This window comes from Streptomyces sp. NPDC048197 (genome assembly GCF_043202395.1).
Classification (GTDB): domain Bacteria; phylum Actinomycetota; class Actinomycetes; order Streptomycetales; family Streptomycetaceae; genus Streptomyces; species Streptomyces siderophoricus.
Genome location: NZ_JBIDAJ010000013.1, coordinates 109202 through 134300, shown reverse-complemented (window position 1 = coordinate 134300; position 25099 = coordinate 109202). Strand labels below are relative to the sequence as shown.

Annotated in this window: 14 protein-coding genes and 1 pseudogene; 12 read left to right on the top strand and 3 right to left on the bottom strand. The window is 69.4% G+C overall.

What is annotated here, in order from left to right:
• Positions 1–441: a hypothetical protein gene (locus ACGF4C_RS19270; protein WP_393567670.1), complete on the bottom strand. Its 441-nt coding sequence runs from the start codon at positions 439–441 to the stop codon at positions 1–3.
• A 183-nt stretch (positions 442–624) separates the two neighbouring features.
• Between ACGF4C_RS19270 and nirB the strand changes: the two genes are divergently transcribed.
• From nirB to ACGF4C_RS19255, 3 genes are all read left to right on the top strand, one after another.
• Complete coding sequence (gene nirB / locus ACGF4C_RS19265; protein ID WP_393567668.1) at positions 625–3276, top strand: nitrite reductase large subunit NirB; 2652 nt, start codon at positions 625–627, stop codon at positions 3274–3276.
• Positions 3277–3290: 14 nt separating this feature from the next.
• Positions 3291–3734 (top strand): nitrite reductase small subunit NirD, encoded by a 444-nt coding sequence (nirD, locus tag ACGF4C_RS19260; RefSeq protein WP_393567761.1) that lies wholly within the window; start codon positions 3291–3293, stop codon positions 3732–3734.
• 244 nt (positions 3735–3978) lie between these two features.
• A complete protein-coding gene (locus tag ACGF4C_RS19255; RefSeq protein WP_393567667.1) occupies positions 3979–4959 on the top strand; it encodes an oxidoreductase in 981 nt (326 codons plus the stop codon).
• Between the two features lie 89 nt (positions 4960–5048).
• On the opposite strand, the gene ACGF4C_RS19250 is transcribed toward ACGF4C_RS19255, so the two are convergent.
• Positions 5049–5678 carry a hypothetical protein gene (locus ACGF4C_RS19250; protein ID WP_393567666.1) on the bottom strand — a complete coding sequence of 210 codons (630 nt, stop codon included), beginning with the start codon at positions 5676–5678 and terminating at the stop codon, positions 5049–5051.
• A gap of 546 nt (positions 5679–6224) precedes the next feature.
• Between ACGF4C_RS19250 and ACGF4C_RS19245 the strand changes: the two are divergent.
• The 5 genes and pseudogenes from ACGF4C_RS19245 to ACGF4C_RS19225 form a co-directional block, all read left to right on the top strand.
• A pseudogene (locus ACGF4C_RS19245) lies at positions 6225–6716 on the top strand (amino acid permease); the annotation flags it as partial.
• A gap of 91 nt (positions 6717–6807) precedes the next feature.
• Positions 6808–7605, top strand: a complete 798-nt coding sequence (locus ACGF4C_RS19240; protein WP_393567664.1) for a maleylpyruvate isomerase family mycothiol-dependent enzyme — start codon at positions 6808–6810, stop codon at positions 7603–7605.
• Between the two features lie 173 nt (positions 7606–7778).
• Positions 7779–8264 (top strand): hypothetical protein, encoded by a 486-nt coding sequence (locus tag ACGF4C_RS19235; RefSeq protein ID WP_393567663.1) that lies wholly within the window; start codon positions 7779–7781, stop codon positions 8262–8264.
• Positions 8265–8460: 196 nt separating this feature from the next.
• A complete protein-coding gene (locus tag ACGF4C_RS19230; protein WP_393567662.1) occupies positions 8461–8940 on the top strand; it encodes a hypothetical protein in 480 nt (159 codons plus the stop codon).
• Between the two features lie 172 nt (positions 8941–9112).
• The gene (locus tag ACGF4C_RS19225; RefSeq protein ID WP_393567759.1) at positions 9113–16333 is read left to right on the top strand and encodes a toxin glutamine deamidase domain-containing protein; all 7221 of its coding nucleotides are present in this window, start codon (positions 9113–9115) and stop codon (positions 16331–16333) included.
• Between the two features lie 85 nt (positions 16334–16418).
• On the opposite strand, the gene ACGF4C_RS19220 is transcribed toward ACGF4C_RS19225, so the two are convergent.
• The gene (locus ACGF4C_RS19220) at positions 16419–17402 is read right to left on the bottom strand and encodes a hypothetical protein (RefSeq protein ID WP_393567660.1); all 984 of its coding nucleotides are present in this window, start codon (positions 17400–17402) and stop codon (positions 16419–16421) included.
• 471 nt (positions 17403–17873) lie between these two features.
• On the opposite strand from ACGF4C_RS19220, the gene ACGF4C_RS19215 reads away from it, so the two are divergent.
• From ACGF4C_RS19215 to ACGF4C_RS19200, 4 genes are all read left to right on the top strand, one after another.
• Positions 17874–20042, top strand: coding sequence for an SUKH-4 family immunity protein (locus ACGF4C_RS19215; protein ID WP_393567659.1), 2169 nt, complete (start codon positions 17874–17876; stop codon positions 20040–20042).
• Positions 20043–20240: 198 nt separating this feature from the next.
• Positions 20241–22430: an SUKH-4 family immunity protein gene (locus ACGF4C_RS19210; protein WP_393567657.1), complete on the top strand. Its 2190-nt coding sequence runs from the start codon at positions 20241–20243 to the stop codon at positions 22428–22430.
• An 88-nt stretch (positions 22431–22518) separates the two neighbouring features.
• Positions 22519–22824, top strand: a complete 306-nt coding sequence (locus tag ACGF4C_RS19205; RefSeq protein WP_393567655.1) for a hypothetical protein — start codon at positions 22519–22521, stop codon at positions 22822–22824.
• The gene (locus ACGF4C_RS19200; RefSeq protein ID WP_393567653.1) at positions 22821–25004 is read left to right on the top strand and encodes an SUKH-4 family immunity protein; all 2184 of its coding nucleotides are present in this window, start codon (positions 22821–22823) and stop codon (positions 25002–25004) included. The genes ACGF4C_RS19205 and ACGF4C_RS19200 overlap by 4 nt, the downstream gene beginning before the upstream one ends.
• The last annotated feature ends 95 nt before the right edge of the window (positions 25005–25099 follow it).

Below are 25099 nucleotides of genomic sequence, written 5' to 3'. Positions count from 1 at the left end.
TCAACCGGAGTGCCGGGCGAGCCAGATCCCGCGGCCGGCGGCGGCCAGCACCAGTGCGGCCACCACCGGGCCGAAGGCCATCAGGACCACGCCCGCCCCGATGTTCGCGCCGATGGTCCCGGCGGTCAGCACCCGCCATCCCCAGCCGGCCAGCAGCCCGGCCGCCAGCAGCGGGGCCAGCACCTGCCACCAGCGCCGGTCGAAGGCGTGGTGGCAGGTGGCGCGGGCCAGCGTCACCGCGCTCACCACCACGGCCGTCAGGGCCAGCACGCCCAGCGCGGTGTCCAGGCCCGGCGGCAGCTCCGGGGGCCGGACGAAATAGTCCAGCCGGGACGGCGGCACGCCCTGGTAGTCGTCCTGGCCCAGCAGCCCCCACACGGCGACCGGTAAGGCCACGGGCAGCACGGCGGCGGCCGCCGTAAGTGTCCCCGGTATCTTCATGCGCCCATGATGGCGGGCGGACCCCAGCGCGGCATGAGTAGGGGTACTCACCGGATCACCGCCCCTGGTACGAGAACCGGGACCGTGCCTCACACGCCCGCCTCCCCCGCACTGAGGCAGGCGTTCCGCCCGGGAAACATACCAGATGCCGGCGGGTAACAGCGGCCCCGCAGGCTGACGACCATGACCTCCACTCCATCGCTCCCGGACACCGCACCGGCCACCTCACCGGACACCGCCCCCACCATCGCCCTGATAGGCCACGGCATGGTCGGCCAGCGCTTCCTGGAAGAGCTCGCCGACCGCGGCGTCACCGCACGGGCGCGGGTGGTCGTCCTGTGCGAGGAGACCCGCCCGGCTTATGACCGGGTCCAGCTGACCTCGTACTTCGCCGGCCGCAGCGCCGACGACCTGAGCCTGACCGATCCCGACTTCCTCGCCCGGCACGGCATCGAACTGCTCCTCGGCGACCCGGCCACCGCCGTCGACCGGGCCGCCCGTACGGTCACCGCCCGCTCGGGGCGGACCGTGCGCTACGACGCCCTGGTGCTGGCCACCGGGTCGTATCCGTTCGTCCCGCCGGTGCCCGGCAAGGACAGCGCGGGCTGCTTCGTCTACCGGACCCTCGACGACCTGCTGGCCATCGAGGAGTACGCCAAGAACGCGCGCACCGGTGTGGTGGTCGGCGGCGGGCTGCTCGGCCTGGAGGCGGCCGGTGCGCTCAAGGGGCTCGGACTGCGCACCCACATCGTGGAGTTCGCGCCGCGGCTGATGGCGCTCCAGGTCGACGAGGGCGGTGGCCGCGCGCTGCGCCGTACCGTCGAGGAGATGGGCCTCACGGTCCACACCGGCGTCGGCGGCAAGGAGATCGTCGCGGACGGGGCCGGGGCGGTGAGCGCCATGGGCCTGTCGGACGACTCCCGCATCGACACCGACCTGGTCGTCTTCTCGGCCGGCGTCCGCCCCCGCGACCAGCTCGCCCGGGACTGCGGGCTGCCCGTCGGGGAGCGCGGCGGCATCGTCATCGACGCGCAGTGCCGCACCGAGGACCCCGCCGTCTACGCCATCGGCGAGTGCGCGCTGGCCGTCGACGGCCGGGTCTACGGGCTGGTCGCGCCTGGCTACGACATGGCCCGGGTGGCGGCCGCCGACCTCGCCGAGCGCCTGGCCGAGGCCGCCGCCCTCGCTGAGGAGCCGGCGGAGCCCGCCGGGGAGCGCCCCGGCTTCACCGGCGCGGACCTGTCCACCAAGCTGAAGCTGCTCGGCGTGGACGTGGCCTCCTTCGGTGACGCGCACGGCGCCGCCGACGGCTGTCTCGACGTGGTCTACTCCGACGCCCGCAGCGGCGTCTACAAGAAGCTGGTGATCGGCGCCGACGGCGCGCTGCTGGGCGGGGTGCTGGTCGGCGACGCCGACGCGTACGGCACGCTGCGCCCGCTGACCGGCACGGTGCCCCCGGTGGCGCCCGAGCAGCTGGTGCTGCCGGCCGGTCTCGCGGAGGGCGGCGGCGCCGCACTGGGCCCGGACGCGCTGCCCGGCGACGCGGTGATCTGTAGTTGCCACAACGTCACCAAGGACGCCATCCAGGCGTGCGCCACGCTCCCCGAGGTCAAGCAGTGCACCAAGGCCGGTACCGGGTGCGGCAGTTGTGTGAAGCTGATCGGCCAGCTGCTGCCCCAGTCCGAGGACCAGGGCCTGTGCGGCTGCTTCCCGCACACCCGCGCCGAGCTCTACGAGATCGTCCGGGTCCGTCGGATCACCTCGTACGGCGAGCTGCTGGACGCGTACGGCCGGGAGGAGGCGCGCGGCGGCGAGGGCTGCGAGATCTGCAAGCCCGCGGTCGGTTCGGTGCTGGCCTCCCTCGCCCCGGCGGTCGGCGCCGACGGCTACGTACTGGGCGGTGAGCAGGCGGCGCTCCAGGACACCAACGACCACTTCCTCGCCAACCTCCAGCGGAACGGCTCCTATTCGATCGTGCCGCGGATCCCGGGCGGTGAGATCACCCCGGAGAAGCTCATCGTCATCGGTGAGGTGGCGCGCGACTTCGGCCTCTACACGAAGATCACTGGAGGCCAGCGGATCGACCTCTTCGGCGCCCGCGTCGACCAGCTGCCGGCCATCTGGGCGCGCCTGGTGGACGCCGGCTTCGAGTCGGGCCACGCGTACGGGAAGGCGCTGCGCACCGTGAAGTCGTGCGTCGGCGAGACCTGGTGCCGCTACGGCGTACAGGACTCCGTCCGGATGGCCATCGATCTGGAGCTGCGCTACCGGGGGCTGCGCGCCCCGCACAAGCTGAAGTCCGCGGTCTCCGGGTGCGCACGGGAGTGCGCGGAGGCCCGCGGCAAGGACTTCGGCGTGATCGCCACCGCCGGCGGCTGGAACCTCTACGTCGGCGGGAACGGCGGTGCCACCCCGCGCCACGCCGATCTGCTCGCCCAGGACCTGAGCGACGCGGAACTGATCCGGCTGATCGACCGCTTCCTGATGTTCTACATCCGCACCGCCGACCGTCTGGAGCGCACCTCCGCCTGGCTGGAGCGGATCGAGGGCGGCCTCGACCACGTACGCGATGTCGTCGTGCACGACTCCCTCGGGCTGTGCGACGAACTGGAGGCGCTGATGGCCGCCCATGTCTCCCACTACCGCGACGAATGGGCCGAGACCCTCGCCGACCCCGAACGGCTCGGCCGCTTCGTCTCGTTCGTCAACGCGCCCGGCGCGCCGGACCCCTCGGTCCGCTTCGTCCCGGAGCGTGACCAGGTCAAGCCGGATCTGACGCTGCTGGCCGGACCGACCCTGCCCGTTCGCACTCTGGAAGGGACCTCTGCCCGATGAGCTCGATGAGCCTGATGACCACGACCGTTTCGCCCGAAGCGACGCCCGTCCTGCCGGAGCCGGAAGCCACCGTGCGCACGGCCGCCGGTACTGCCACCGGTACGTCCGACGGCACGGCGGCCGCCCTCGTCGAGATCCACTGCCCGGAGGGCGGCTGGCTCCCGGTCTGCACACCGGAGGACCTCACTCCGGGGCGCGGAGTGGCCGCGCTCCTCCCCGACGGCAGCCAGGCCGCACTCTTCGCGGACCGGGCCGGCCGGCCGTACGCGATCGGCAACCGCGACCCGTTCACCGGCGCCCAGGTCCTCTCCCGCGGCCTGACCGGCAGCGTCGACGGCCGCCCGTTCGTGGCCTCGCCCCTGCTCAAGCAGCGCTTCGACCTGGAGTCGGGCGACTGCCTCGACGATCCGTCGGTGTCGGTGCCGGTGTACGGGGTGCGGGTGCGGGACAACGGGTGACGACGGCCGTGGCAGTGCGGGCCAGCGAGTGACGACGGCCGGTGGCGGGGTACGCCGACGGGGGTGCCGGCCGGCTCGGTGATCGTGCCGGCCCGGTGATCGCGCTGGCCCGGGGCGCCCCCGGCCGAGCCCGGGCCCGCCGCCGCGGGCCGGGCTACTCGGGCGTAGGGTGGGTGATCCGTCGGCTCGTCGGCCGCGGGCCCAACGCCCCCCGGCCGCCGGCCCCCTAGGGAGGAGTGCAGGCGTGACCCGGTGGAACACCAGCCACATCCCCGACCAGACCGGCCGCTCGGCGGTGGTCACGGGCGCGAACAGCGGCATCGGCTACATCACCGCGCGCGAACTGGCGCGCCGCGGCGCCCGCGTGGTGCTGGCCTGCCGCAGCGCCTCGCGCGGCAAGGCGGCCCTGGACCGGCTGCGCACCGAAGTCCCCACCGCCGAGGTGGAGTTCCGGCCGCTCGACCTCGCCGACCTCACCTCCGTACGGGACTTCGCGGCCACCCTCGACGACCTCACCGGCGACCGCCTCGACCTGCTCGTCAACAACGCGGGCGTGATGGCACTGCCGTACCGCACCACCGCCGACGGCTTCGAGATGCAGTTCGGCACCAACCACCTCGGCCACTTCGCGCTCACCGGACTGCTGCTGCCCCGGCTGCTGGCCACCCCGGGAGCCCGCGTCGTGTCCGTCTCCAGCATGCTGCACGCGCTGGCCGACCTGGACTACGACGACCTCAACAGCGAGCGGTCGTACGGGCGTTGGATCGCCTACGGCCGCTCCAAGAGCGCCAATCTGCTCTTCGTCCACGAGCTGGCCCGGCGGCTCGCGGCGGCCGGTTCGCCGCTGGTCGCGGCCGCCTCGCACCCCGGTTACGCGGCCACCAACCTGCAGACCGCGGGCGCCCGGATGGAAGGCCGCAACGCGGCGGAACGGGTCATCGAGCTGGGCAACCGCCTGATCGCCCAGCCCGCGGAGGGCGGCGCGCTGGGCACCCTCTGCGCGGCCACCGCCCCGCACATGCGGCCGGATTCCTTCGTCGGCCCGCGCAACGGGCTGCGCGGCGCTCCGGCGCAGTCCTTCCGCGCCCCCTGGACGAAGAAGGACACGAACGGCGAACGGCTCTGGGCCGCCTCTGAACAACTGACGGGCGTGCACTACGACTTCGGCGGGGACTTCGACGGGGAGGTCGGCGGGGACTTCTCCGTATCTTCCACGTCCGACTGAGCACTCACTCCGGCCTCCCAGCCGCCCCTTGTCGTCCGAGCTGAGCGCTCACTCGGGCCCCCAGCCGCCCCGTGCCGACCGACTGGGCCTCACTCCAGCCCGGACGCCTCGAAGACCGCCCGCGCGCCGTCCTGATCGATCCGGTCCGCCAGGGCCTGGAGCGTCGCCGCGCCGCAGCGCAGCAGTCCGCGCTCACGGGACCGGTGGACGCCCTGGTCGAGACGGTGCCACAGCACGGGGTTGGCGCTGAGGACCTTGGGATCCAGCTCGACCCGGCCACCCCGGGCGTCGCGGAGCACCAGCCGCGGCGCCATCCCGTCGGTGCGCCGTACGACGACGAGCCGGTCGGTCTCGACCCGGTGCCCGCGCACCAGCCCACGGGACCTCAGCCAGCCGTCCCCGGCCGTCACCCGTGGCGGGAAGAGGACCGCGAACAGCACCAGCGCGACGGCCACCCAGCATCCGGCGCGCCATGGCGTGAGCGTCCCGTTGGCGAGGTCGACCAGCAGCATGACGACGAGCAGCCCGGCCGTGCAGCAGAGCGTGGCGCGCAGCTCGGGCAGCCAGGTCCGGTCGTGGACGGTGCCGTTCGCGGGCAGGGGCGGGGGGATCGCCGACCGGGCGACCGGCAGCCGCCACACGACCCGTCGTCCTCCGTCGCCGCCCCCGCCGTCCCCGTCCTTCGTGAAGCCGGGCCCCAGGCCCCGTCGCCGTCCCATGCCTCGACGCTAGGGCGGCGCACCGGGCCCTCCCCAGACGTTTACAGGGCGCTGATGCGGCCGCTCCCAACCTTGACGCGCCGATGACGTGGCGTTGACACGGGCGCCGGAAAGCAGCCATACGAGGCGCCGGATCCGGCCGTGCGGCATGTGCCCGCTGCAGGGCCGAGGCGCACGCGTCAAGAACACGTGAAGAACGCCCCGCCGTCCGCCAAGGGACCGCAAAGACCGCTCGTCGGCGTCCGCCGGGGCCCGCACGCTGGGCGGGTCCAGCCGAACAGCCCGGCACAGGGCCGGCCCAGCACAAACACGGTGCACCGCACCGCATGGTGCACCTCGCAGCACGGTGCATCTCACAGCGCGGTGCACCGCACCGCACGGAGGCACGACGAACGATGACGACGGTTTCCCGGCCCGACGGCCGCCCTGAGGAACCCCCGGATACCGGCCGTGCACCGGTCGGAACGCCGACGGACTCGCCGCCGCCCCCGGCCTGGCCACTACGGCCCCTCCCCCGCCCGGAACCGGAACCCGGCCCCACCCCTACGCCGCCCCCGACGCCCGCGCCGTGCCCCCTCCCTCGTCATCGTCCCGGTGTCGCACCTGTCCCGGCTGACCTGCGAAGCGCTGAACGCGGCGGTGTCCCTGGGGAACGAAGTCATAGCGGTCACCGTCACCCACGACACCCCCGAGGACCGCCCGGCCACCGAGGCGCTGCGCCGCGACCGGGAACTGTGGAACCCCGGCGTGGAACTCCTCGAACTCCCCTCCGCGACCCGCTCCCTCGGCCGCCCCATCGCCGACTGCGTCACCGACCTCACCGCCCGCCGCCCCGGCACCCGCATCACCGTCCTCATCCCGGAGGCCGGACCGGCCCGCCTGTGGCAGCGGCTCCTGCAGAACCAGCGCGGCGCGGTCGTCGCCCACGCGATCCGCCGCGACACGGACGCGGTGATCTGCCGGCTGCGGTTCCGGGTGTCGGGGGTTCCGGGTGTCGGGGGGCCGGGTGTCGGCGGTTCCGGGTGTCGGCGGGTCTGATTACCGACGGGGCTGACTACCGACGGCAGTACCAGCCGCCTCAGTGACGTCGTAGCCGGGCGTTGTCCGTAATGGCGCCTACGGTGACGTCATGCCCCCAGCCATGGATTACGACAGCCACTGCACCGAAATCGTCACCCAGTCCCTCCTGCTGGGCTCCGCCCTCACGGAGGACACGGACCTCAGCCACGTCGTACCGTCCTGCCCGGACTGGAACCTCGCCCAGCTGGTGCGCCACCTGGGCGAGGCCCACCGCTGGGTCGCGGAGGTCGTACGGACCCGGGCCACCGCACCCCCGCCCGACACGGCCCTGCGTGTCCTCTCCCGGGACACCACGGAGCCGCCCGCCACCCTCGCCGGCTGGCTCATCGACGGTGCCGAGCTGCTCGCCGCGACGCTCCGCACCGCCGGCCCGGAGGCCAGGATCTGGACCCCGCTGCCCTCCGGGAGTCCTCGTTTCTTCGCGCGCCGTATGTGCCACGAGACGGTCATCCACCGGGCCGACGCCACCCTCGCCCTGAACACCGACTTCTCCGTCACCCAGCCGGTTGCCCTCGACGCCCTCGACGAGTGGATGGAACTCGGCTCGCTGCCCGAGATGTTCGACTACCACCCCGACCGGCGCGCCCTCCTGGCCCCCGGCCGCACGCTCCACTTCCACGCCACGGACACCCCGCCGGAGGCCGCCGCCGACTGGCTCGTCGACCTCACCGGCGACGCCCTGGCCTGGCGACGCGCCAAGGAGCCGGCCGCCGTCTCCGTCAGCGCCCCACTGACCGACCTCCTGCTCCTCATCTACGGCCGCCGCTCCTCCGACCAGGAGGCCTTCACCGTCACCGGCGATGCGGACCTGCTGGAGTTCTGGCTGTCGCTGGTCAACTTCGAGTGAACACACGGCTTCGAGTCAGCACACCGACAGCACCCGCCTGACGCCACCCGTGGGAACCGAGAGCATCGGTAGGAGATGCAGACTCGTCGCGCCCTCGGGCGAACCGATCAGGCCATCAGCGCGTGAGTTAAGTTGACCATCACCGACAGGATCAGCGCCGAGGAGACAGCCACATGACCGATTCCGATCAGACGGGAAGCGACCCGACGGCAAGCGACCCGACGGCAAGCGGCCCGACGGGCGGCAACCCGGCAGGCGGCAACGTGGCGGGTGGCAACCCGGCAGGCAACGGACTGACGGGGAACAACGGGTCGCTGCCGCCCACGCCTCCGCCGCTGCCCCCGCAGGTGGCGGACGAGGGGCCCCGGCCCGTCCCGGCGAATGCGGACGAGGCACTCGAAATCGGCCGTCAGCACTTCCCCGATGTCGGCTCGCCCAACGGTCCTGCCAGCCTGCACGTGCACGAATTCGATCTCGGTTACCTCATCTACGCCGGCTGGCCCCTCCCCGAGGACCCCACCGCCCCGCCCGCCTCTCCCGGTGGCAGCAACATCGTCATCAACAAGGAGAACGGCGACGTCACCTCCCTGCCCAACTTCCCCCCGGCCGCGGCCGAGAAGCTCTACCACCGCATCTACCGCCCGTCTTCCGAGGCCTGAGTCGCGACCGGGCCGGGACCGGGCCAGGACCGGGCCAGGCTCGGCGGCGGTGATGCCACGGCCGGGACAGGGCTGGACCGTCAACACCTGTCGGCGTGTCAGTGGCGACAGTTAAGCTTTACCTTGAACATCTCATTGGGTAACCGTTACGAACGCGGGGGGCGTTGTGGCCGGAGCAGGCGGTTTTCAGACCGATGTGGAGTCCCTCAAGTCCGAGGGCACGACCTTCACCAAGCTCGGCGAGGACTTCTACCAGTCCGTGGCGCGGCTGATGAACGGCCTGAGTGCGCTGGGCGCGGGCCCGCCGGCCGACCCCTCGAACGCACCCAAGCCGGAGGACAAGTCGTTCGGCCAGCAGTTCATCAGCGGACTGACGACGTTCGACAGCAAGGACGGCGCTCCGCCGTGGGGCGACGACGACCTCGGCGAGAAGTTCGGCGTGGCCTATGAGGGCGTACGTGACGGCATGTACGAGTCGATGGGCCACCTCTCCGCGAAGCTCCAGGAAATCGGCAAGGCGCTGACCGATATGTCCAAGAACCACGCGGAGAACGAGGACTTCAACGACGCGCTGATGAAGCAGCACGTCGACAACAAACAGGCCTGGCAGGACCCGACGAAGCAGCAGCAGCCCGACGAGGTCGTCAGAACCGCCTGGTACCCGGCCAAGGACTGAGCCCACCAGCCACAGCACCCGCCTGGCCGGACCGCACCCAGCCGGGCCCGCCCTTCTGACGCCTTCCTGACGCCCTTCTGACGTCCTTCTGACGAGCGAGAGCCTCCCCGCGAGGCCCTCATCCGCACCACGCCGATATGCGCACATTTCACGGGGGAGCTCCACCTTGTCCATGATGCTGCCGAACGCTCTTGAGTGGGTCCTCGAGATGCTCGGCTTCAACTGGCCCACCGCCGACGAGGACAAGCTGATCGAGTGCGCCAACGTCTGGCGTACGTTCGCCTCGGAGGTCGAGGGCCACCAGGCCACCGGCACGACCGCCGCGTCGAACGTGCTCAGCCAGAACGCCGGCGACTCCATCGAGGGCTTCAGCAAGGCATGGGACAAGTTCGGCGGCGGTTCGGGCTACTTCAGCGACGCCCGTGAGGCGGCCGAGGTCATCGCCTTCACCTTCGAGGCCGCCGCCGCGCTCGTCATCGGCATGAAGATCGCCGTCATCGTCCAATTGGCGATATTGGCGGCCGAAATCATCGCCGCGCAAGCCGCGGCACCCTTCACGCTAGGCCTATCGGAAATCGGCGGCGCGGCGGCGACCCTGGCCACCCGCGAGATGGTCCGCAAGATCCTCAAGGAGGTCGCGAAGCAGCTGCTCGACGCGATCCTGGAGGCCGCCAAGGAGCCGGTGATCTCCGCCCTGGAGGCCATGGTCTCGGACATCATCGCCCAGACCGTCAACCAGAACTTCGGCGCGCAGAACGGCTACAACCTCGGCCGGACCCTCAAGGAGGGCCAGAGCGCCGCCACCGACGCGATCAAGAACACCGGCGAGAGCCTCGGCGAGAGCCTGCGCGACGGTGCCGGCCACCGCGCCGGCCACCGCGCCCGCGGCGGTCTGGACTCCGCCGCCGGCCACGGCAACAGCCACGGCGGCGACGGGGACCACGGCAGCAGCGACAGCGGCAGTGATAGCGGCAGCGGCAGCCACTCCAACGATTCCGGGAGCGGCTCGGGGTCAGGTTCCGGGTCCGGCTCCGGGTCGGGCTCGGGCTCGGGATCCGGCTCTGGCAGCGGCTCGTCGTCGGGCAGTGGCTCCGGGTCGGGTTCCGGCTCCGGGTCGGGGTCGGGTTCTGGGTCGGGTTCTGGGTCGGGGTCGGGTTCCGGCGGGTCGCACGACGGCGGCTCCAGCGATGGCGGTGCCGGCACCAGCTCCGGCGCGGGTTCCGGCAGCAACTCCTCCTCCAACGGCTCGGACGGCAACCGCCCCGGCGATGGCGGCGGCAGCCACACCCCCCGCCCGTCGGACACCACCCCGACCTCCGACAACAGCTCCGGCAACTCCGCCAACTCCGGCGACGGCGACAATTCCGGTGGCACGGGCAACTCCACTCACTCCACTCACTCCGGTAACTCCGGTAACTCCGGTAACTCCCAGCCCTCCGACGGCTCCGACTCCTCCCCGAACGGCTCGCAGCCCAGGCACGACGTCCCCCCGTCCCAGCCGCTGCCGCCCCCGGACCAGCGCTCCCCCTTCGACGAGGGCTACACAGGCGGCAACGACAGCAGCTCCCACGGCTCGTCCCCCTCCCACACCCCCGACGGCGGCCCGGACACCTCCCGCCCGGACACGGACGGCGTCAGCACCCAGCCGACGCACGACAACACCCCGGACGCGGCCCGCCCGGATTCGTCCCGCCCGGACACCGACGGCGTCAGCACCCAGCCCACGCACGACAACACCCCAGAGTCCGCCCGCCCCGACACGGACGGCGTCAGCACTCACCCCACCCGGGACACCACACCCGACTTCGCGCGCCCGGACACCGACGGCATCACCACCCAACCCACGCACGACAACACCCCGGACGCGGCCCGCCCCGACACCGACGGCATCAGCACCCAGCCCGCCCGGGACACCACACCCGAGGCAATCCGCCCGGACAGCGACGGCGTCAGCACCCAGCCCACCCCGGCGTCCCCGGCCACCGACGCGGTGGCCGGCAACCCGCCCTCGTACGGCGACAACACCCCCGACTCCCACACCGGCGCTGCCTCCCACGACGCCACCGGCACCAACCCCACCAACGGCGACAACTCCAGCACCGGCGCCGGCGGCCGCCCCTCCGTGCCGCACCTCAGCACCCCGCAGGGCGCCCCGGTCCAGCACGCGCCGTCCGGCCAGCCCATCCAGCAGCGCGACCCGGCCCCCGGCGACCCCATGCCGACCGTGGACGGCAGCGACGACACCACCGTCACCACCCAGTCCGCAGGCACCGCCACCCTCCCCCCGCCCACCCAGCACACCGCCGACCCCACCAACTCGGCCCCCAGCAGCCCCACCACACCCCAGGCCCAGCCCAACTCCCCCCAGGCCAGCGGCCCGATGATGATGGGCGCAGTCCCGCATCAGGGCGGTGCTCCGACGGCCGGCACCCCGCCCCGCGCCACCGCCACCGGCACCCCGTCCAGCGCCACCCCGCCCCGCACGGGCGCCCCCTCCGCCAACCAGGCGCAGGCCAACTCCCCCAGCAACGGAAACGCTTCCGCACGCCCCACCAACCGTCGCCCCGACGGTTCCCAGGCGATCCAGGACCACACCCAGCGGCCCACCCCGGACCGCCCCGCCTACAACCCCCGCCTCGACGGCCCCCGCCGCGACCAGACGCCACCCCCGCACGACAGCCGTCTGGACGGCCCCCGCCAGGACGCCCCCGCCACGCCGCCCGGCACCAACCGCCGCCCCGACGGCTCCCAGATCGTCCAGGACCACACCCAGCAGCCCAGCCCCGAGCGCCCCCCGCACAACCCCCGCCTGGACGGCCCCCGCCGCGACGACCCCACCCGCCCCGAAACCCCGGGCGCCCCCACCACCCCCCGCAACGACACCCCCCGCCCGGACAACACCCGCCCGGAAGGTACTCGCCCCGACGCCCCCCGGCCTGACGCCACCCGCCCGGACTCGTCACGCCCGGAGACGTCACGTCCCGACGCATCACGACCCGACGCGTCGCGCCCCGACGCCTCACGCCCGGACACCACCCGTCCCGACTCGGCGCGCCCAGAGACGTCACGTCCCGACGCCTCGCGTCCGGAGGCCACACGCCCGGACACCGCCCGGCCGGACTCGTCACGCCCGCAGGACGGCCAGCAGCAGCCTGCCCCCAACCGCTCGGACCGCCCCCGGACCGACGCCCCCGCGCAGGCCCCGACCACCCCCGGCGCCCAGTCCCCCGCTGCCCCCGCCCCCAACACCCCCCACCAGCAGCCCCAGCAGCAGCCGAACCCGCAACAGCAGCAGCCCCAGTCCCAGGCCCAGCAGCCAAACCAGCAACAGCAGCAGCCCCAGCAACAAACCCCGCAAAACCAGCCTCATCCCCAGAACCAGCAGCAGCCGCAGCCGCAGCCGCAGCAACCCCACCCCCAGCAGCAGCAACAGCAACAGCAACAGCCGTTCGTCCACCAACAGCCGACCCCGGCTCCCCACCAGCAGCAGTCCCCCCACCAGAACCAGGCCCAGCCCACCGCTCCGCCACAACAGCCCACACAGCAACAGCACCAGCCGCCGATCCCCCAGCCCACGAACCTCCGCAGCCACACCGACGTGCGGGTCGGCCTCAACCACCAGCCCAGCGGCCTGTACTCGCCGTTCCCCCACGACCAGCAGGCCCTGGAGGCGAACTTCCCGCGGAACCCGGACGGGACCCCGCGCGCGTTCAACGACCCGTTCCAGCCGTGGGCCCAGCTCCAGAACGACGGTGGCCCCAGCGTTCTCGGCCGGTCCAACAACTGCGCCGACTGCACCCGCTCCTTCATGGAGTCCTGGTACGGCAACCCGCAGGTGTCCGCGGTCCGTACGTACGACCCGGACGGTAAGGGCGGCATCGACCGGGCTTCAGGTGAGCGTGAGGGCACCCGCAACATCGAGGAGTACACGGGCGCGAAGTTCCGCAACTCGGGCCCGAACTCCAAGGACGGCTACGACCGAATAGCCGACGAGCTCCGCCAGGCCGGCCCCGGCGCGGCCGCCGCGGTCCTCGTGACCTGGCCGAAGAACCCCGATGGTTCCGGCGGCGGCGCCCACGTCTTCAACGCCGTCAACCACGACGGCAAGGTCGTCTGGGTCGACAGCCAGACCGGCGAGGTCAGCCACCAGCCCATCAACACCGGCGCCGAAGGCGTCTGGCACCTCGTCCTCGACGCCAACCGCCAGCCCTTCGACCCCACCACCCACCAAACCCAAAACCCCCAGAACCAGCAACCACACCACCAACAGCCACAAACCCAGCAGCCGCAGCCGCAGAACCAACAACCCCAGCCCCAGCCCCAGCAGCAGCCGCAGCAACCCAACCCTCACACCCAGCATCCTCAGCCCCAACAGCCTCAGCCTCAGCCTCAGCAGCAACCCCACCCCCAACAGCAGGCACAGCCGCAGCCGCAGCCGCAGCCGCAGCAACACCCAAACCTGCAGCAACAGCAGCCGCAGCACCCCCAGCCGCAGCCTCAGCAGCCCAACCCGTACGCCCAGCAGCCCCACCAGCAGCAACAGCAGCAGCCTGGCCCGTACAACCAGCCCAACCAGCAGCAGCCGACCCCTCAGGCTCAGCAGCCCGGCCCGTATGCGCAGCAGCAGCCGCACCAGCAGCAGCCCGGCCCGTACCAGCAGCACCCGTACGCCCAGCAACAGCCACAGCAGCAGTCCAACCCGTACACCCAGCAGCCCCAGCAGCAACCGAACCCGTACGCCCAGCCGCAGCCCCACCACGCGCAGCCGAATCCGTACGCCCAGCCGCAGCCGCACCAACAGCAGCCTGGCCCGTACCAGCAGCAGAGCCCCTACGCTCAGCAGCCGGCCCCGCAGCACCAGCCTGGGCCGTACCAGCAGCACCCGCAGCAGAACCCGTACGCCCAGCCCCAACACCAGCAGCAGCCGAACCCGTACGCGCAGCAACCCCACCAGCAGCCGTACGCCCAGCAGCAGCCCAACCCGTACCAGCAGCAGGCACCGCACTACCCCCAGCCGCAGAACTTCCAGAACCCGCAACACCCGGCAGGCGCCCCCAACACCGCCGCCGGCGCTTCGCCCACGCCGGATTCCGACCGCCCCAACGACGCCCAGCGTCCCCAGGACGCAGAACGTCCCGAGGCCGCCGACCACTCCCCCACCTCGGAGGAGAACTCCCAGGACCGGGACCACGCGCCTGCCGATCAGTCCCACGATTCCCACAAGACTGACCAGGCCGACCACTCGGAGACGCGTCACCACACCGAGCAGGGCGACCCCAGCGACCAGGGCGACCACGACCGCTCACACGACGATCCCCCTCCCGCCTCCGACACCCGTAACCGCGAGCGCCCCGGCGGACTGGACGGCCCCACCGACGAGCACCAACAGCACGTCGAGAACGCCATCCCCAAGGACGACAACGGCGACCCCCAACGCCACCCCGACCCCCACGACACCAACTGGGTCGGCACCATCAACCACCCCGGCCCCGACGCACCCGGCCGCAACAACAACTGCGTCGACGCCGCCCTCGCCACCGCCGACACCTACGCCGGCAACCCCACCGCCGCCGCCCACCGCACCCCCGACACCCACCCCGACGGCACCCCCTCCGACCGCGGCGAAACCAACGGCCGCGACCGCATCGAAAACACCCTCGGCGCCCCCTTCCACGACTACGGAAACGGCCCCGACGCCTTCCACCGCCTCGAAAACGACCTGCGCAACAACGGCCACGGCTCCCAAGCCGTCATCGTCACCCAGGACAACAACGGCCGCGCCCACGCCTGGAACGTCGTCAACCACAACGGCAAAATCACCTACGTCGACGCCCAGACCGGCAAAACCAGCAACAAACCCCTCCACGACGGCACCAACGGCGTCCACGCCATCCCCCTCAACGCCAACCGCCGCCCCACCACCCCCACACCCACCCCGAACGATCACCGCTCCGGCGACACGCGCCCCAAGCCTCCGCGCCGCCCCGCCGCCGAACCCGCCGGCGGCGGAAGCAAACACAAGCACCCCGACGACATGGACATCGACGGGGACGACGGTCACGACGCCAAGAAACCGAAGCTCGATTCCGATTCGATGGACGTCGACGAGACGTCTTCGACCTCGCAGCAGTACAGCCATCCTCATGATCGTGGCGACAGTGACACCTCGGCGCAGGAGACGGGTGAGAAGTCCGTCTTCGCACGCGAGGGTGAGAAGTCGAAGGAATACGGGCTGGAGCCGGACGCACTGCAGCAGGCACTCCGGGCGCAGCAGGCCGTACACAGGGTCCGCCTGGACAACGTCCATGACCACCTCAATCAGTGGGCGGACGACGGAAGTCTGGCGCGTGCACTGCGCACTGCCGCAGGCGATGCCAATCCGTCTGAGCAGGACGCCGGAAATGACCCCCTTAGGTTCAACAAAGATGACCTGATCAAGTATCTGCCGGGCTTCGGCACGATGGAACACGGCGAACAAATGGCCGTGATTTCTTCGATGGCGCGTCTGAGCCTCGCCTTCCATGAACAGCACGGCGTCGGCAACAACCCCCGACCTATCGAAAAGCCGTACCTCGGAGAAGGCAAGCCGGCGCCGGCTCCAGGAACCCGGGACAGCGCCGCCAAAAATGCCGACGGATCACTGGGCGTGAAGGGGCACAAGGCTTCCGGAGACAAATACCTGTCAGACATTCCGGAGGCCGACGAAGCCCAGACGAACGACATCTGGAAGCACGGCCCTGACTTCACAGATCGAAACTACGCCGTACTGGAAGTCAAGGGGCCTGACGGGGAGACCACATTCGTGGTCGACTCGTCGGTCCCGACAGGCGAGAAGTACGTCTCGGGTCGCCATTCAGAGAAGCACCTGATCGAATGGTTGAAGCGGAGCAACGAGGGCCTACCCACCGGGAAGTCGTACACAGCGCAGAGCCTGTACACCGAACGCGAGCCTTGCGGTCAGGGGCAGGGGCACGCCAAGTGCTCCCAGGAGCTCAAGAAGCACCTCAAGGGAATTCCGATCTACTACAGCACGACTTACCGGACCGACCCCGAAGGCGTTGCTGCCCGCAAGGCGCTCGATGTCCAGAAGCGTGCCGTAGTCAAGGCGATCCCCTCCCTCTCGGACTCCGAAGTGAGAGCGGAAGTCACCCGACGGGTCACCGAACGATACGGCGAGAACTCGGGTCGAACGGCGAAGCACTTGGCGGAGCTTTCCGCTGCAGACGCCGCCGGCGCCCGAGAAAAGCTCAAGAAGGTCATTGACAGCGACTACAAGAAACTGAAGGAAGACGAGCGAACCGAAAAGGAACACGCGATCGTGCGGGAAATGGAACGGCATGTCGACGCGCTGGAAGAGACCTGGCACAAGGTCTACCCACAGCTGGTCAGCTAACCTGCGCGGCGCCTCTTGAGTCCGGGTTCAACGTTTACCTCCTGGTCCCGGACTCAAGAGGCCGGCTCGACCCCCTGACGTCGAGTCAGATGTGCAGCGCGCCCTTGAACCGTTCGTGCGGTACTTCACCGTTCGTCACGGCAAGCCAACCGTGGTCCACCTTCTCGGCGATACCGACCGTGGTGGGGGGAATCGAGATCCAAGACGCCACGTTTTCCGGGTCAGTGACGCCCTCGGCATAGTCAGCGTGCTCGTCAGGATCATAGAGAGGGTCATCCTCGTCCACCATCAGCGAGCGCTCGAAATCCATGGGTTCGCCCACCCATTCAGGATCGCCATACGTTCGATACCCTCGGCGATCCGAGCCGTTCTGGGAAACCCACCACACGTTGGCGCCGTCAAAGTCATCTACCAGGTAGAAGTGAGCCTCTCCACATCGTGCGCTCAGATTCTCTACGGCGTTTCCCCAATGGTCGTTGATGAAGTCATCACCATAAATGAGACGCCAACCGTCAAAACTAGGGGTGATGAACACCCGGTAGGCTTGCTCCGCATGCCCATCAGCGTCCTGGAACTCAATGGAGTTCTCACATTCCACAGCAGCACAAATTCCCATGGCGACGGTCGCGGGACGGGCATCGCGAAGACCCAAGGCCGCCACGATGTCTTGGATTTGCGCGTTGTGCACAGCGAGCCAGCGCCCCGTTGGCAGGTCGTCAGGTTGCTCGTCGATGAGCTTGATGCGCACCAGTCTGTCCACGGCCTTGAGGTCGCGTTCCGACAGACCCTCCCCACCAGTCAGGTCGGCCAGGGCCTCCAGCGCGGGGCGCCGCAGCCCGCCTGGACCCTCCCGCCGAATCCCCTGAAGGACAGAGACAGCCTCGGCCCCGATCGTTTCAAGGCAGTTCTGTGCCCGAAGGCGACCAGGCCCCGCCGGATCGCTCAACAGGGGCAACAGGCCATGCACCGCACGAGCGCCAAGCGCGCACAATGCCTGTTCGGCCGCGTCCCTTTCGTCAGGATCATCCGCGCAGAGCTGGTGGGTAAGCCTCTGGATGTCATCGTTCATAGCGGGAACCCTAACCAACGCCTCGGGACGTCGACTACCAGCCGATTTCGCCGCCTAACAGCGCGCCCCGCAGATACTCAAAGGCAGACCATCCCCGGCGCCGGCAGAAATTCGTCACTGGTCTTCACGCAACGGACCCAGGAAGTCTGCTGCCCAAGGCCATCCGCCGAGAAACCGAAGCCAGGTTGGCGGGCAGCAGGGCCGCTGGATGCCCATACTCCTGGGGCATTGGGGACATTTCATGCCTCGCCGTCTGAAGGAGTCACCTGGCGAAAGGTGGTAGGTGACCTCTGGCCACTGACCAGAACTCAGATGGTGCAACGGCAGATCGACGGGACAGTGGGCACGCCATGACGTATCACGAAGACGCCCCCCGAAGCTCCTCGCTTCCCGAAGCCGTCGACCTGATCGGCGAGTGGTGGCGGGAGCGGCGCCCCAAATGGCACCCTGAGATCGATCGGAGAGCAGAACGTGGAATCACCTCCCGTAACCCTCGCAGAGCTGGACATCTGGCTCGACGAGCCGCGGCGGCAAGGTGGTGTGGTGGTCTTGCGCGACGCCACCGGATCGGGTGCGGGACAGTTGCTGGAAGCGCTCTGCCGACGGCTGTCCGGCGGAGTGTTCGTCGACTGCCTTCATCTGACCGCTGAGGAAGTGGCAGCGCGCGTGCTCGTCGGCCTGGGCGTGACGCCGGAGGATGCGCACAAGCGGCGACCGAGCCTCTGGGATGCGCAGGGGCTCATCAGCCGCGACGCCGTCGTAGTGCTGGCGAACGCCCAGTGGGCAGGGCCCACGACCACATCGACGGAGCCCGAGCGCGTTCTGCGCAGGGTTGCCGAACGCTTGGGGGAGGACGACCGTCGGTGCCTACGGATCGTGATGGAGGGCGATAGCGAGCGTTTGCGCATTCCTCATCGCCGGCACCTTCCCGAGGTGCTGGTCGGGGGCGGCGCTGGAACGGATGGCAGCATTACCCGACAGGATGCCCCTCCGGTCGTATGTGAGCGTGCCGTTCAAATTCTTGCTGCGGCCGAAACTTCCAAGGTTTCCCCCTCTGCCTGGGCCGCGCTGTGCAATGCGCTGGACTTCCCCACCTCCGAAGGAGACTTGCACTCGCTCATCGCTCAATACCGTGAGCACCTCTCTGCGTACCCGGATACTGAAGGCGACGAAGCAAACGCCGAATGCGTCGCCTTCACTTCGCAGGCCACACGCTGGGCCGCCCGCGCCGCGGCCGGCCTCTCCGCCTCGGATCATCAGCGCCTCTTCCACCTTCTCACCTCGCATGATCGCCCCTCCGCGCTCGCTCGATACGCCGCTCAGACCGTGCCGCTACATGCGGCCCTTGGTGGCATCATTGAGGAGCTGTTGAGTAATGGCGTAATACTTGCCGGCGTCGAACGCTATGGGCTGCTGCAAGGTATCGCAGCAGCCTGGCCTAATGGAGTGCCGCAAGGGACCCTGGCCACGGACATTCATTACCTGGAGACACAGCGAGTCGATCCGGTCTCACATGGCGAGTGGGTCTCATGGCTGCATTGGGCCGCAGTCAACCGCGGACAACAGGATGTCGCGGAGGGGCTCGTACGTGCGAATGCCGGAATGCCCTGGCGCACTCTCTGGTCGCGTCAACGGCCGTATGGCGTATTCGGCCCGGTCGAGGGGGAGGTAGGACGCGTCGACCAGGTGCGCGTTCAACGCCGGAGCGGAGCACCGGTGGCCGTGATGCGCAGGGTCGTTCAGTACGACGACATGGGCGGGCCGCTGAACGAGCAATACGTGGAGCGCTCTTTCACCCTTGACGACGGCGTTGAAGTGGACGCCGAGTCCGTCGTGCGGATTCCTTACAACCAGGAACCGCCCGAGTTGCCGGAGTTCCAGGACGATGCCGCGCTGCCACCGCCACGAACCCCTGGCAATTACCGGGCCATCAAGCCTGCCGGGCCAGGGCGCTGGGTGGTCGGTGGCCAGGGCGGCCTGTACACCTTGGACGTAGCGGCCGTGACTGATCCTGCGACTGGCCGGTGGAGTGGTGGTCCACTATTGGGGTCATTGACGAAGTCCGCCACATGGCGGTGCCCCGAGGAGGCGCTCTCCGATGGTGCCCCTTCGCGGCCGTGGCTGGAGAAGACGTTCGGCAGCGAAAGTTGTCGAACCCTTCCCGAGCATCAACTGCCTCACGGCCTCCACACCTCGGCCCGAGAGTTCCTGACCGTCGTCGGCATTCCGCACCTCACGGGACAGATCCCGTTTTTCTCCACGCTTGCCTTGGATGAGGAGGGGCTCCAGGAATTCGAGTGGCCCGAAGACGGGCCGGAACCGGAGAGGGAAGGCCCCTTCTACCGGATCGGATCCTGGATGGGGGGAGCCGTGGTCCTGGACGGGCCGAGTGGGTCGGTCCTCCAGGATACGGAGAGCGGATACTCCTCGGTCCTCTTGGCCAGCAGCCTGCAGCAGTTCTTCACACTCCTGCGGCTGTACTGCGAGTACCGAACCAGTTGGCTTCCCACCGTCGCTGAAGCGCTGGACGCTCGGTGGAGCCTCCGGGAATGGGCCGAAGAGATCGACCCGGCCACAGAGACCGGTGATCACTGGGACGAGGTATTCGAAGGCGATCTGGACGATCTCGGATCGTATTGACGTCCTCCCCAACGTCGCCGAAATCAGCCTCCTCTACAAGAATCAACGCAAGTCGAAAGCGGAGCGAGGACTTCGTCGTCGGATCAGCCGATCGCGCGCCTCCGCACCGAAGGCCCGTGATGAGATGTGCCCGAAACCACCAGCAGAAGGGACAGTGTGACGGAGCACGACCGGGCACCTGACCACACCTCGCCACAAATGACAGCTGCCTCCCTCACTGCCTGGTGGCGCGACTGGCGCCCCGGGGATAAATGGGCCCATCTCGTCGCCGCCTCCCGAACTGCCGGTGTTGCCGTCCTGGAGGACATCCACCGGCAGACCGAAGGCAGCGTCCTTGTGGACGCCGCCGGTCGCACCACCGAGGAAGTCTTCTCCGAGGTGCTGCGGCTGCTCGGTGTCGACCTTTCACCGGGCAAGCGGTCCCGGTGGCGTACGGCACTCAGGCGGCAGAACGCGGGTCGGCTCGTCCTTGTCGCGAACGCCCATCAGGCGGGCAGTACCCGGGGTTCCTCCGAACCGGATGAGCTGCTGTCCCGGGCCGCCAGGACGCTGAGCAGATTCCAGTTGGCGGTGGTCCTCCACCACCCCTCGGACAGGCTGCCGCGCCGACCCAAGACGGTCTTCCACCTGCAGGGACCCGAGCAGGGACAGGGTGTCGACGAGGCTGACTGGCCGGTGCCGCTCCGCGCGCTGGCGCTGGCCCGTCCGCGCGTCGTGCCGATGCGCGTATGGGCCGAACTCACCGCGGCGCTGGGCCCGGAGCCGGCCGCCGAGCCGGTTCTCCGTGACCTGTTGGAGGAATTCTCCGACCACCTGGTGTCCGGAGAGCATGGTGTGGCGTTCGCCGACGAAGAACTGGCGGAGGCGTTGCGCCGGGTTGCCACGGACGAAGAAGAAAGCCGCGTCGACCGGCACATGACCGCATGGCTGCTGCGGAACTCCGCGGATTTCCATCACACCGAAGGGTGGGCGAAGTCCGGTCCGGAGGGGCGCTATGCCGCCATGGGCCTCGCCATGCACGCCGCGCAGGCCGACGTCGCCGCCGGTGAAGCCTCCGGCGAGGAGGATCCGCAGGGCCTTTTCGCGGAGCTCCTTCGGGACGGGGGCGCGCTGGCCAATATTCCGCAGACAACACTGATGGACGCCGCTCGCTGCGCATTCCCCGGCGATATTCCCGGGAATTCCGCCGCCGGTGCCGCGCTCTACCTCTGGTCGTACGGTGTGGTCCCCTCCCGCCAGCAGGAATGGGCGGCGTGGCTGCATCTGATGGCCACTGCCCGTGGCGATCACGCCTTCGCCGCCGCGGTAGCCGCATCCGGTGTGCGCCTGCCCTGGAAAACGAAGTGGACGCAGTGGCGTCCACCGGGCGGCTGCCACTGGAGCTATCTCGAACCAGGTCGTATCGATGGTCTGGCCGAAGTGCGGTGGCAGGGCCGTCCCGCCGTCGCCGGCCTGTACACCGAGTCGGCACGTGCGGACATCTGGGACGCGGCCACCGGTGAACACCTCTCCGGCCCCTGGAACGAAGACATCCCCGAAGAGCACCGCGGCAACCTGTCCTGGCCCTCCGCCGCAGAGAATGACCTTCCCGGCCCGGAATCCGTCGAAGATCTTGAGGAGGCGCTGTCCGAAGAGGACTGCATTCATGACCTCCTTCTGGGCAGCCCAGCCGTCACCATCGGGAATCAGGTGATTCTCGGTGGTTCAGGCGGTCTCTTCGCCATCGAGCCCGCAGAAACAGAGACCCCGGAGGAAGAACCCTTCTCCCTCCCCAATTACGCCAACCAAGAGCCCTTCACGGGAAGCTACGACCTCACCTCCGCGGTCACTCCCGTCGACGCTCCTCCGCCCAGTCCCGCGGACCTGGCCGAGATCTACGGCGCGCACCACATCCACCCCTTCCCGGAACACACGCTGCCCGACGGGCTGACGGACGAAGCAACGCGCCGCACCCTCATCGAATTCGGCCTGCCCGCGATGAGCGATGAAAACGGCATGGGCATCTACCCGCTCGGCGATCACCGCATGGCCATCTTCGACGAGATCCCCTGGCCTTCGGACATCGCCCCCGCAGCGGAATCCGGACCGTTCTTCCAGATCGGATTCTGGATGGGCGGCCCACTCGTCATCGACGGACCCACCGGCCACGTGCTGCGCATCCCCACCAAACCGGACGAGGAACACCTCGCGGCCCTGCCGGCAGCACAGACCCTGGAGAACTTCCTGACCATGGTTGCGCTGTGGGTCACCGGCCACCTCACCAAGGGACTGATCGACGGGGACGACGAGGCGTACCTCCTGCCCCACCACGTCCTCACCGCCCACCGGCGCATCGACCCGACCGGAGCCGAAGCCCCCGCCTGGGCCTACGCCTTCCACAATCCCTGAAACGCGCCGACGCGTCCTCGCGTCCCACACCCCTTGTCGCGTACCAGCACCCCTTAGCCCGACCCAACCCCACGAGGAGTAAGAACCCATGCCGGAGACCGATCCGTCGTCGGAATCGGCACGCCAGATTCCCGCAACTCCCGCAGAAGCACTGGAAATCGCCAGCACAAGCTTCAAGCCCCGTTGCCACGATGGCACCCTGGCAACCCTGCACGTCGAGGAATTCGACATCGGCTTCCTCATCTACGCCACATTCCCACCCACCGAACCACGCTCCTTCGGCGGCAGTCACCTCGTGATCTCCAAGACCGATGGTGCACTGACCTTCGTCCCCAACTTCCCCCCGAAGTCAGCAATCGCCCTCTACCGCAAGCGCCACCACCCCAACCCTTGACCGCACATCCCGGCCCCGAGTCCGTCGCCCTCATCGAAAACTGGTGGCGGGAGCATCGCCCTGGTAGTCGGTCGGCATTTCTGATCGATCCATTTGATGCGGGCGGTACCTCGGTTGTGTGGGAGGTCCATCAGCGCGTTGAGGGAAGTCTGCTCGTCGACGCGCAGGGGCTCACCGCGGAGGAGATACAGGAAAAGGTCCTGCTCGCTCTCGGAGTGGATCTGTCGCCGGGGAGCAGGAGCCGTTGGCGAAGTTCCTTGCGGCAGATCACCGAGGCGCGCCTGGTACTCATCGCCAACGCGCACAGAGCGGGGCGGACCCGGCGCTCGTACGAGCCCGAACGCTTGTTTTCCAGAGCGCTGGCGGGGTTGGCGATGGCCAGTGGCAATGTGACTGTGCTGGCTCATACCACTCCGCATGGGCTTCCCCACCGGGCCCCTGTTGTCCTTCGACTCCCGGAGAACGCGGCACACGCGGCAACGGAGCGGTTGGAATCCCCTCTCTTGCGGGCGCTGGCCCTGGCCGAGCCGCGCGAAGTGCCGATCCGTGTCTGGGCCGAGTTGGCGCGTGCGCTGACCGGTGAACCGGTTTCCGGAGCGGCGCTCGCCCAGCTGGTGATTGAGCGCCCCGATGTCATCCAGGAAGGCCGGAACGGCGTGTTCTTTCTCGATGAGGGCGTGGCGGAGAGACTGCGGAAGGAGGCAGCCCCCGCAGAGGTCGCGCGGGTCAATCGGCACCTCTTCGATTGGCTGCGGCGCGTCTCTCACGAATTCCGGCATGCAGAAGGGTGGGCCCGAGCCGGCGCCGAAGGCCGGTACGCGGCAATGGGCCTCGCTGCTCACGCGGTACAGGCAGATGCGTGGGAAGAGCTGCTCCGCCGCGGCGAGTTGGTCGCCAACATTCCTCAAACCAGCTTGATGGATACGGCGTGCTGCGCGTCCGGCGGGAGCGTGCCGGGCAATTCCGCCGCCGCTGACGGCATTCACCTCTGGGCGTACGGAGTGGTGCCGACCCGGCAGTCGGAATGGGCGGCCCTTATGCACCTCATGGCCACTGCCCGGGAGGACACCGCATTTGCCTCCGCAGTCGCCGAGTCGGGGGTCCGGCTTCCGTGGAAGACCACGTGGACACGGTGGCGGCCGCCCGGTGGCTATCACGTGAGTTACACGCGGACGATGTCGGTGACCGGGATTGCCGAGGTTCGGTGGAACGGCCGTCGGGCCATTGCCGGTCTCTGTGAACGCAAGCAGCCGGACGTCGCGATCTGGGATGCCGAGACCGGCGCGTTGCTCGCCGGCCCCTGGCAGGGAGACGACATTCCCGAAGGGCATCTGGGCGACCTCTCATGGCCGTCGCTCCGAGCCCACCCCGAGTCGTCGAACGATGCCGACGGACGGCCCGGGCCCCTGACGTTCCACGATCTGCACACCGGCGTCCCCGCAGGTCGCGGACCGCACCCCAGCTTGTTGGAAAGCCCGCCGCTGCCGGTCGGTGATCTGGTGGTACTCGGCGGCTCGGGTGGACTCTTCGCGATCGAGCCGGGGCCGGGAGAGGAGTTCTCCGGTTTCGGGTCCGGCAATGACCAGCCCCTGTCCGGCCCCTATGCCACGGTTGGCCCCACTGTGCCGCTGGACGCCCCTCCGCCCAGCCCGAAGGACCTCATCGAGCTGTATGGAGATGAGGAAGTCTTCGAACTGGAGAAAGAGGAACTTCCCGAGGGCCTCACGGACGAAGCGGCCCGCCGCACCCTGCTCGAATTCGGCCTGCCCGATATGCGGGAGGGCGGTATGGGCCTCTATCCGTACGGGGACTATCGCTTCGAGGTCATGGACGAGGTCTTTTGGCCCGACGACGTCCCGCCCGTGGACGAGACCGGGCCGTTCTTCCAGATCGGCTTTTGGATGGGCGGTGAGCTCGTCGTGGACGGCCCCACCGGGCACGTCCTCCGCATCCCGACCGAACCTGACGAGGATCACCTCGCGGCCCTCCCCGCCGCGTGCGGTGTCGAGGACTTCCTCACCATGGTCGGCCTCTGGGTCACCGGCCTGCGTACCAAGCAGATAGTCCACAATGACCTCGAAACCGTCCTGCTGCCCCAGTACGTGGCGATCGCACAATCAGCCGTCGACAGCACGGGAGCCGAGGCGCCCGCCTGGTCCTACTTCTTCCACAACGAGTGAGGGCCGTGCGACATCGGCACAGGGCCATGTGATGTCGTCGCCGGGCCGTGTGACGTCATCACGGAGTCCACTCCCGTTGTCAGTGGTCCGGGTCA

What these genes read in the sequence shown, in the direction of transcription:
- ACGF4C_RS19270 (WP_393567670.1), bottom strand. Translation starts at nt 441, where the DNA reads ATGAAGATACCGGGGACACTTACGGCGGCCGCCGCCGTGCTGCCCGTG.
- ACGF4C_RS19225 (WP_393567759.1), top strand. Translation starts at nt 9,113, where the DNA reads ATGATGCTGCCGAACGCTCTTGAGTGGGTCCTCGAGATGCTCGGCTTC.
- ACGF4C_RS19210 (WP_393567657.1), top strand. Translation starts at nt 20,241, where the DNA reads ATGACAGCTGCCTCCCTCACTGCCTGGTGGCGCGACTGGCGCCCCGGG.
- ACGF4C_RS19250 (WP_393567666.1), bottom strand. Translation starts at nt 5,678, where the DNA reads ATGGGACGGCGACGGGGCCTGGGGCCCGGCTTCACGAAGGACGGGGAC.
- nirB (WP_393567668.1), top strand. Translation starts at nt 625, where the DNA reads ATGACCTCCACTCCATCGCTCCCGGACACCGCACCGGCCACCTCACCG.
- nirD (WP_393567761.1), top strand. Translation starts at nt 3,291, where the DNA reads ATGACCACGACCGTTTCGCCCGAAGCGACGCCCGTCCTGCCGGAGCCG.
- ACGF4C_RS19240 (WP_393567664.1), top strand. Translation starts at nt 6,808, where the DNA reads ATGCCCCCAGCCATGGATTACGACAGCCACTGCACCGAAATCGTCACC.
- ACGF4C_RS19205 (WP_393567655.1), top strand. Translation starts at nt 22,519, where the DNA reads ATGCCGGAGACCGATCCGTCGTCGGAATCGGCACGCCAGATTCCCGCA.
- ACGF4C_RS19220 (WP_393567660.1), bottom strand. Translation starts at nt 17,402, where the DNA reads ATGAACGATGACATCCAGAGGCTTACCCACCAGCTCTGCGCGGATGAT.
- ACGF4C_RS19235 (WP_393567663.1), top strand. Translation starts at nt 7,779, where the DNA reads ATGACCGATTCCGATCAGACGGGAAGCGACCCGACGGCAAGCGACCCG.